Raw genomic sequence first — 9,199 nt, forward strand, 5'->3', positions numbered from 1 at the left:
GCTGGCTGCCGAAGATACCGACGACGTCGCCGCGCTTGATCCGCTGCTGCTGGAGATCTTCCGCAAAGAAGCCGAAACCCATCTCGCCAGCCTCAACCGTTTCCTCGATCAGGCCGCCGAACAGGTGCCGTTACCGGCCAGCGACGAACTGCAACGGGCGCTGCACACGCTCAAGGGCAGTGCCTCCATGGCCGGTGTCTTGCCGATGGCCGAACTGGCGGCTTCACTGGATCAACTGGCTCGCGAGTTCAAGGCGCATCAGTTGCCGCTGGATCTGGACGAGGTCGAATTGCTGCTCGAAGCCGAGGGCTTGTTCCGCGTCGGCCTGCGCCAGCTCAAACACGATCCGCTGGCGCCGATTGTCGGTGCGCAGTCGCTGATCAAACGCACCGAGGCGCTGCTCGCCGAGCGCCTGCAATCCAGTTCCGATGGCGCTGACAGCGGCCTGCGCCTCAAGCGCGATCCGCAGCTGATCAACAACTTCCTCGCCCAGGGCATGGACATCCTCCTCGACGCCGAAAACCTTTTGCAGCGCTGGCAGCAGCACCCCGGCGAACGCCAGGAACTCAGCGCTCTGCTCGATGAACTGACCACCCTCGGCGAAGGTGCGCATCTGGCCGATCTGCAGGCGGTCGATGGCTTGTGCGAAGCCTTGCTCGATCTGTATGGCGCGGTGGAAGAAAGCAGCCTGGCGGTCAGCGAGCGGTTTTTCCACGAAGCGCAACTGGCCCACGAAGCGCTGATCAACATGCTCGACGAACTCGCTGCCGGCCAGGAAATCACCCCGCAACCGGAGCGGATTCGCGCCTTGCAGGAACTGCTCGACGAAGGCCTCGACCCGGCGGCGATGGGCCTGATCCGCAGCGACGGCAGTCGCACCCTGGATATTCGCGAACTGGGCAGCGCCACCGCCCAATTGCAGCAATCGGTTGCCGCCCTCGAGCCTGACGACGAGATCGTCGAAATCTTCCTCGAAGAGGCGGTGGACATTCTCGACAGCGCCGGGCAAGCCTTGCAGCGCTGGCGCAAGGATCCGGACAACGCCGCGCCGCTGTCGTCATTGCAGCGCGACTTGCACACGCTGAAGGGCGGCGCGCGCATGGCCGAGGTCGAGGCCGTCGGCGACCTTGCCCAGGAACTGGAAAATCTCTACGAAGGGCTGGTCGATCGACGCTACAACCACAGCGCCGCGCTCGAAGGTTTGTTGCAGCACAGTCATGAGCGGTTGGCGCTGATGCTGGAGCAACTGCAAGCGCATCAAGCGCTGACTCCGGCGCAGGATCTGATCGACGCGATCCGTCAGTTGCGTCAGGGCCAGGCCGCCAGCGAATCGTCCCCCGCAGCGGTCGAACACGACAACGCCGGGCATGATCCGGAACTGTTGGAAATCTTCCTCGAAGAAGGTTTCGACATCATCGAAAGCTCCGGCGCCGCGCTGTTGCGCTGGCAGGCCGAGCCGGGCAACCGTCAGGAAATCGAAACCCTGCTGCGCGATCTGCACACCCTCAAGGGTGGCGCGCGGATGGTCGAAATCGGCCCGATCGGCGACCTCGCCCATGAGCTGGAATTTCTCTACGAAAGCCTCTCTACCGGTGCGCTGCAACCGTCCGCCGAACTGTTCGCGCTGGTGCAGCGTGGCCATGACCGACTGGCGCAAATGCTCGATGGCGTGCGCGCCGGGCAACCGTGCCCGCCGGCCGATCGGCTGATCAGCGCGATCCAGAATTTCAGTCACCCGGTGCAGGTTGAAGCGCCGCCGGCGCCGGTCGCGGCACCGGTGGCTAAGCCCGAGGCTGCGCCACCGGCCGCCGATGTTGGCGCGGACATGGTCAAGGTTTCGTCCGAGCTGCTTGATGAACTGGTCAATCTGGCCGGGGAAACCTCGATCTTTCGTGGACGGATCGAGCAGCAAGTCAACGATGCGCAGATTGCTCTCAACGAGATGGAAACCACCATCGAGCGCATGCGCGATCAGTTGCGCCGCCTTGACACCGAAACCCAAGGGCGCATCCTCAGCCGCCAGCAAGTCGATGGCGAACGCCTCGGTTATGAAGACTTCGATCCGCTGGAAATGGACCGCCATTCGCAGCTCCAGCAACTGTCGCGGGCGCTGTTCGAATCCGCCTCGGACCTGCTCGACCTCAAGGAAACCCTCGACCGCCGCAACCACGATGCGGAGAACCTGTTGCAGCAACAGGGGCGGATCAACACCGAATTGCAGGAAGGCCTGATGCGCACGCGCATGGTGCCGTTCGAACGCATGGTGCCGCGTCTGAAACGCATCGTGCGACAGGTCGCCGAAGAGCTGGGCAAGGATGTCGCGTTCGTCGTCGGCAATGCCGATGGCGAGATGGATCGCAACGTACTGGAGCGCATGGCCGCGCCGCTGGAACACATGCTGCGCAATGCCGTCGACCATGGCCTCGAATCTGCCGAGGTGCGATTGGCGGCGGGTAAACCGGCGCAAGGGCAGATCACTCTCGATCTGTCGCGCGAGGGCGGCGACATGGTTTTCGACATCCGCGATGACGGCGCCGGTGTGCCGCTGGAAGCCGTGCGGCGCAAGGCGATAAAGCGCGGTCTGCTGGCGCCCGACGCCGAGATCAGCGACCGCGATGTGTTGCAGTTCATTCTCCAGCCGGGTTTCTCCACGGCGGAAAAGATCACCCAGATTTCCGGGCGTGGCGTCGGCATGGACGTGGTCCACGAAGAAGTGCGTCAGCTGGGCGGCAGCATGAGCATCGATTCGGTGCCGGGGCAGGGCGTGCATTTCCGCATTCGCTTGCCGTTCACCGTGTCGGTCAACCGCGCGCTGATGGTGCAGTGCGGCGAGGATCAGTACGCGATCCCGCTGAACACCATCGAAGGCATCGTGCGCGTGTTGCCGAATGATCTGGAAGGGCACTTCCGTCAGGATCCGCCGAGTTATCAATACGCCGGCCAGCGTTATGAGCTGTGCTATCTCGGCGAGCTGTTGAAGACTGCGCCACGGCCGAAACTGCTCGGGCAGAACCTGCCGTTGCCGGTGCTGCTGGTGCATTGCAACGACCGCCACATTGCGGTGCTGGTCGACGCCATGGCCGGCACCCGCGAGATCGTGGTCAAGAGCCTCGGCCCGCAATTCGCGGCGGTGCAGGGCGTGTCGGGGGCGACGATTCTCGGCGACGGCCGGGTGGTGCTGATTCTGGATCTGCTCGCACCGATCCGGGCGATGCAGGCGCGCCTGGCGCAGGAACCGAAGGCCACGGAGATCGACAGCGAGCCGCACAAGCCGCTGCTGATCATGGTCGTCGATGACTCGGTAACGGTGCGCAAGGTCACCAGCCGTTTGCTCGAACGTCACGGCATGAACGTGCTGACCGCCAAGGACGGTGTCGATGCGATGCTGCTCCTCGAAGAGCACATGCCCGACCTGATGCTGCTCGACATCGAAATGCCGCGCATGGACGGCTTCGAAGTCGCCACCCAGGTGCGCGCCGACGAACGCCTGCGCCACTTGCCGATCATCATGATCACCTCGCGCACCGGGCAGAAACACCGCGACCGCGCCATGGCCATCGGCGTCAACGACTACCTCGGCAAGCCGTATCAGGAATCGGTGTTGCTGGAGAGCATCGCCCAGTGGAGCAAGAAACATGCATGAGCACCGGCACAACCCGCGCACCAGCCAGCTCACCGGGCTGCTGCTGCCGCTGGCCGATCGCAACCTGATCCTGCCGAATGTCGCCATCGCCGAGCTGATCGACTACCAGGCCAGTGCCTTCGATCTCGACACGCCGGCGTGGTACCTGGGCCGGGTAACGTGGCGCGAGCGGCAGATTCCGCTGATCAGTTTCGAATCGGCCTGCGGGCAGAAAATCGTCATCGGCGAACGGGCGCGGATCGTCATTCTGAATGCGCTGGGCGGCTTGCCCGAGCTGAGATTCATCGCCCTGTTGGTGCAGGGGATTCCTCGGTCGTACAAGCTCGACAGTCAGTTGAGTTATGTCGATGTGCCGTTGTGTGCGCTGGAGCAGGCGGCGGTGCAGGTGGGCGAGCAGGTGGCGAAGGTGCCGGATTTGTTGGGGCTGGAGCAGTTACTGGTGGATGCGGGATTGGCCCGCTGATCCAAGGCTTTCGCTGTTTTGGATGGCCTCTTCGCGAGCAGGCTCGCTCCCACAGGTGTGTACACCGGGCAACCTCTGTGGGAGCGAGCCTGCTCGCGAAAGCGCCAGTCGCATCACCACAATCCCACAGGTAGATCCTCAATTCCTGTAGCTCAATAAACACCAATCTTTTCCGGTGTTTAAAGACACCCGGTGTTACGCCGCACCAGCCTACAAATCCTTGCGCCGCTGCCTACGCCTGCGCCAGAATCCGCCGGCTTGTGCGCCCAGGGCTTGCTGCGTAACTTGGATCGGGTCACTGATTCCCAGTGATCGGGTTTAGTAGCCCGCGGTAATTCTGCTGGTCGTGCATTCATCACAGGTGTTCCGCATCTGAGCTTGATGGTGGCTGTACGTAGGGCGCTTCGGCGCGCCGGCTTAAGCTGAGTTCCCCGGTCTACTAACCTGCGTACAGTCGCCTCCCTTTCGTTTAGTAGCCAAGGGGTTGGCGCTCAACAACGGGAACACAGCTCATGTTCAAAGTAACGCCAAACCCGCCGACCAAAGACCCGGCATCGCCCTACCAATCCCCCGACTCAAAAAAATTCCACGAAGCCGCCGAGCGTGCCCTCGACCATTACCTCGGCCCGCCCAGCGCTGACTTCATGGCCCCGCCGTACATCCCCAACACGCTGTACATGGCCAACCCCGAAGCCGACACCGAATCCTTGCTGGCCGACGCTTGTGAAACCCTGGGTTCGGCGACGGTGATGCTGCACAACCACGCCGCTTCCGTGGAAGGTTCGCAGCGCAAGACCCTGCAGGGCATCGCGCAGATTGTCATGGTGGCGGAGATGGCGGTGAATCGCGTGCTGGACAAAATGGTGCCAACCGACTGAAAGCCCCTCACCCCAGCCCTCTCCCAGAGGGAGAGGGAGCCGACCGAGGTGTCTCGCGTCCTACATCGACCTGAATGACCGAGTCGATTATGGATTCACTACAACGGGTTCAGGTCAGAGTCATTCCCAAGCATCCCCCAATCAGTCCCCTCTCCCTCCGGGAGAGGGCTAGGGTGAGGGTAGCTTTTGAACGTTACGCTCAGCGTAATGATTCACCACCCAGCTTGATTGATGCCCTCACCACACACGCCTAACTTGGCTCCACGACAGCGAACCCGTGGAGTGAGCATGACAACAACAATTTCCCCCGACTCGCGCTGGACGCGGCGGCGTGACGAGAAGCAGCGCCGGCTCGACAAGGTGCGCGGGCTGGCCGATGGTGCGGTGTTGCCCAGCGACAAAATCGTCGCCGCGCTCGAAGCGCTGATCCATCCCGGCGATCGTGTGGTGCTGGAGGGCAACAACCAGAAGCAGGCGGATTTCCTCTCGCGTTCACTGGCCAAGGCCGATCCGGCCAAGCTCCACGATCTGCACATGATCATGCCCAGCGTCGGCCGCTCCGAACACCTTGATCTGTTCGAACGTGGCATTGCCCGCAAGCTCGATTTCTCCTTCGCCGGCACCCAGAGCCTGCGCATCAGCCAGTTGCTCGAAGATGGCTTGCTCGAAGTCGGCGCCATTCATACCTACATCGAACTCTACGCCCGCCTCGTCGTGGATCTGATTCCCAACGTCGTGCTCTCGGCCGGTTTCATGGCCGACCGCGCTGGCAACATCTACACCGGCCCGAGCACCGAAGACACCCCGGCGCTGATCGAACCGGCGGCGTTCAGCGACGGCATCGTCATCGTCCAGGTCAACCAATTGGTCGATGACGTCAGCGAACTGCCCCGCGTGGACATTCCCGCTTCATGGGTCGATTTCGTCGTGGTCGCCGACAAGCCGTTCTACATCGAACCGCTGTTCACCCGCGACCCACGGCACATCAAGCCTGTGCACGTGCTGATGGCGATGATGGCGATTCGCGGGATCTACGAAAAACACAACGTGCAGTCGCTCAACCACGGCATCGGTTTCAACACTGCCGCCATCGAACTGATCCTGCCGACCTACGGCGAATCCCTCGGTTTGAAAGGCAAGATCTGCCGCAACTGGACGCTCAACCCGCACCCGACGCTGATCCCGGCGATTGAAAGCGGCTGGGTCGAGAGCGTGCATTGCTTCGGTACCGAACTGGGCATGGAAAACTACATCGCCGCTCGGCCGGATGTGTTCTTCACCGGCCGCGACGGCTCGCTGCGCTCCAACCGTATGGTCTGCCAACTGGCCGGGCAATACGCGGTGGATCTGTTTATCGGCGCGACGTTGCAAGTTGATGGCGACGGCCATTCCTCGACCGTCACCCGAGGCCGTCTCGCCGGTTTCGGTGGTGCGCCGAACATGGGTCACGACCCGCGCGGCCGCCGTCACGGCACTCCGGCGTGGCTGGACATGCGCCACGCCGATGGGCCGCAACCGATGCTCGAACGTGGCAAGAAACTCGTGGTGCAAATGGTCGAGACCTTCCAGGAGGGCGGCAAACCGACCTTCGTCGAAACCCTCGACGCCGTGGAGGTGGCGAAGAAAAGCGGCATGCCGCTGGCGCCGATCATGATCTACGGCGACGACGTTACCCACCTGCTCACCGAAGAAGGCATCGCCTACCTGTACAAGGCCCGCTCGCTGGAAGAGCGGCAGGCGATGATCGCAGCGGTTGCCGGGGTTACCGCCATCGGCCTGCGACACAACCCGAAAGACACCGAACGCATGCGCCGCGAAGGCCTGATCGCCTTGCCCGAAGACCTCGGCATCCGCCGCACTGACGCCACGCGCGAATTGCTCGCGGCGAAAAGCGTCGCCGATCTGGTCGAGTGGTCCGGCGGCCTGTACAACCCGCCCGCCAAATTCAGGAGCTGGTAATGCACGCATTCAACCTGCAAGCGAAACCGCTGTCCCTGGCTGACCGCTTGGCCGATCTGGCAGTGGACGCGTTGATCGACGAAGCCGATCTGTCGCCGAAACCGGCGCTGGTCGACCGTCGTGGCAACGGCGCGCACACCGATCTGCACCTGGGCCTGATGCACGCGTCGGCGTTGGCCTTGTGGCCAGCGTTCAAGGAAATGGCTGAGGTGGCGCTGGAGCTGGGCGAAGTCGGTGTGCCGTTACGCGAAGCGATTGGCCGCATCGGTCGCGAGGGCGAACAAGCCATGCTCGTGACCACCAACGGCGTCAACACCCATCGCGGTGCGATCTGGGCGTTGGGACTGTTGGTGACGGCCGCCGCGCTGCAACCGAAATCCATCGCCCTGTGCGCCGCCCGCCTGGCACTGCTCGACGACCGCTACGCACCGACACCACTCAGCCATGGCGCACAAGTTGCCCAGCGTTACGGCGCACGCGGTGCTCGCGAGGAAGCGCAACTGGGCTTCCCGTCCGTGCTGCAACGCGGCTTGCCGCAACTGCACAAAAGTCGCGCCAACGGTCACGGCGAACAGAACGCCCGGCTCGATGCGTTGCTGGCGATCATGACCGAGCTGGCCGATACCTGCGTGCTCTACCGCGCCGGGGAACCGGGTCTGCAGGCCATGCAGGCCGGCGCGCAAGCGGTGCTCGATGCCGGTGGCAGCGCCAGCCTCAGCGGTCGTCGGCGCCTGCACGAACTGGATCAACAACTCATCGCATTGAATGCCTCGCCCGGTGGCGCCGCCGACCTGCTCGCCGCCACATTGCTGCTCGATCGTATCGAGCGCGACGGCATCTCTCAGGGAGCGTTTTGATGGAAAACCTATCGTTTGAATTCCCCGCCGGGCAGCCGCCACGCGGGCGTGCGCTGGTCGGTTGTGTCGGCTCGGGTGATCTGGAAGTGCTGATCGAACCGGGTCTGGCCGGCAAACTGACGATCAACGTGCAGACCTCGGTCAACGGCGCGCAGCAGCGCTGGCAGCACCTGTTTGCGCGGATGTTCGACGGCACCACGCCGCCGGCGATGGCCATCGATATCCACGATTTCGGCGCGACGCCGGGGGTGGTGCGCTTGCGTCTGGAACAGGGTTTCGAGGAGGTCGGCCATGACTGACAGCGCAGCGTTGCTCAACAAACACAGCTTCGTCGAACTCGGCGCAAGGGCGCGGGCGAAAGCCTTGCTCGATGCCGAAAGCTTTCGCGAACTGCTCGATCCGTTTCAACGGGTGATGTCGCCATGGCTGGAACGCCAGGGCGTGGTGCCCCAAGCCGATGACGGGGTGATTATCGCCAAGGGCAGCCTCGACGGTTTGCCAGTGGTGATTGCCGCGATCGAAGGCGCGTTTCAGGGCGGTAGCCTTGGCGAAGTCGGCGGGGCGAAAATTGCCGGCGCGCTGGAACTGGCCGCCGAGGACAACCGCAACGGCATCCCGACCCGCGCGGTGCTGCTGCTGGAAACCGGTGGCGTGCGCTTGCAGGAAGCCAATCTCGGCCTCGCGGCGATTGCCGATATTCACGCAGCGATTGTCGATTTGCAGCGATACCAACCGGTGGTCGGCGTGGTTGCCGGCAGCGTCGGTTGCTTCGGCGGCATGTCGATTGCCGCAGCGCTATGCAGTTATCTGCTGGTGACTCAGGAAGCGCGCCTCGGCTTGAACGGCCCGCAAGTCATCGAGCAGGAAGCCGGGATCGAGGAATATGACTCACGCGACCGGCCCTTCATCTGGAGCCTGACCGGCGGCGAACAGCGTTTCAACACGGGGCTGGTGGACCGTTATGTTGGCGATGACGTGGCGCGGATTCGCCAGCAGGTTGGCGAACTGCTCCAGCAAGGCTTGCCGGCTCAGCCACGCAGCCAAAGCGCCGAATGGTTCCTGCAGCGTCTGGGCAGTCTGAACACTGACCCGCAAATCGAACCCTCAGTGGTTCGCGATCTGTATCAAGGAGAGCGCTCATGAGTGGCTATTCTCTGCGCGGTTTGCACTGGTTCAACGCCTTGAGTACCGGCGCTAAAAGCGTCGAAGGCCTGCCGCCGTCGTTGAAAGTGGCTGACGGTGAACTGGGGCGATTCATTGCGGTGGTCGCCGACCCGGACAATCGTTTCCCCCGCGCCCGCAATGGCGAGGTCGGTCTGCTCGAAGGCTGGGGCCTGGCCAAGGCTGTGGATGATGCGATCAGCGCCGACCGCGACAGCGCACAGAAACGCCCGATCAT

At 63.2% G+C, this 9,199-nt stretch carries 7 protein-coding genes and 1 pseudogene; all 8 read left to right on the plus strand.

What is annotated here, in order from left to right; translation table 11 throughout:
* Window positions 1-3,643: hybrid sensor histidine kinase/response regulator (locus OQK_RS12810; RefSeq protein ID WP_038860910.1), on the plus strand; the 3,643-nt coding region annotated here is incomplete at its 5' end.
* The gene (locus OQK_RS12815; protein ID WP_016772748.1) at window positions 3,636-4,106 is read left to right on the plus strand and encodes a chemotaxis protein CheW; all 471 of its coding nucleotides are present in this window, start codon (window positions 3,636-3,638) and stop codon (window positions 4,104-4,106) included. The genes OQK_RS12810 and OQK_RS12815, both read left to right, overlap by 8 nt.
* A 512-nt stretch (window positions 4,107-4,618) precedes the next feature.
* Entirely contained in the window at window positions 4,619-4,984 is a 366-nt protein-coding gene (locus OQK_RS12820) for a DUF6124 family protein (RefSeq protein ID WP_016772749.1), read from the plus strand.
* 288 nt (window positions 4,985-5,272) lie between these two features.
* Window positions 5,273-6,943: a malonate decarboxylase subunit alpha gene (gene mdcA / locus OQK_RS12825; RefSeq protein WP_016772750.1), complete on the plus strand. Its 1,671-nt coding sequence runs from the start codon at window positions 5,273-5,275 to the stop codon at window positions 6,941-6,943.
* Window positions 6,943-7,800: a triphosphoribosyl-dephospho-CoA synthase gene (locus tag OQK_RS12830; RefSeq protein WP_016772751.1), complete on the plus strand. Its 858-nt coding sequence runs from the start codon at window positions 6,943-6,945 to the stop codon at window positions 7,798-7,800. The genes mdcA and OQK_RS12830 overlap by 1 nt, the downstream gene beginning before the upstream one ends.
* On the plus strand, window positions 7,800-8,099 hold the full coding sequence (locus OQK_RS12835) for a malonate decarboxylase subunit delta (protein ID WP_016772752.1): 300 nt from the start codon (window positions 7,800-7,802) through the stop codon (window positions 8,097-8,099). The genes OQK_RS12830 and OQK_RS12835 overlap by 1 nt, the downstream gene beginning before the upstream one ends.
* Entirely contained in the window at window positions 8,092-8,943 is an 852-nt protein-coding gene (locus OQK_RS12840; protein WP_016772753.1) for a biotin-independent malonate decarboxylase subunit beta, read from the plus strand. Before OQK_RS12835 ends, OQK_RS12840 begins: the two co-directional genes overlap by 8 nt.
* A pseudogene (locus OQK_RS12845) lies at window positions 8,940-9,199 on the plus strand (biotin-independent malonate decarboxylase subunit gamma); the annotation flags it as partial. The gene OQK_RS12840 and the pseudogene OQK_RS12845, both read left to right, overlap by 4 nt.

The organism is Pseudomonas sp. R62, from assembly GCF_000257605.1.
Lineage (GTDB): Bacteria > Pseudomonadota > Gammaproteobacteria > Pseudomonadales > Pseudomonadaceae > Aquipseudomonas > Aquipseudomonas atacamensis.

Bases quoted from the DNA above. Each gene is read 5' to 3' on its own strand.
- OQK_RS12815 (WP_016772748.1), top strand. From the start codon at position 3,636: ATGCATGAGCACCGGCACAACCCGCGCACCAGCCAGCTCACCGGGCTG.
- OQK_RS12835 (WP_016772752.1), top strand. From the start codon at position 7,800: ATGGAAAACCTATCGTTTGAATTCCCCGCCGGGCAGCCGCCACGCGGG.
- OQK_RS12840 (WP_016772753.1), top strand. From the start codon at position 8,092: ATGACTGACAGCGCAGCGTTGCTCAACAAACACAGCTTCGTCGAACTC.
- mdcA (WP_016772750.1), top strand. From the start codon at position 5,273: ATGACAACAACAATTTCCCCCGACTCGCGCTGGACGCGGCGGCGTGAC.
- OQK_RS12830 (WP_016772751.1), top strand. From the start codon at position 6,943: ATGCACGCATTCAACCTGCAAGCGAAACCGCTGTCCCTGGCTGACCGC.
- OQK_RS12820 (WP_016772749.1), top strand. From the start codon at position 4,619: ATGTTCAAAGTAACGCCAAACCCGCCGACCAAAGACCCGGCATCGCCC.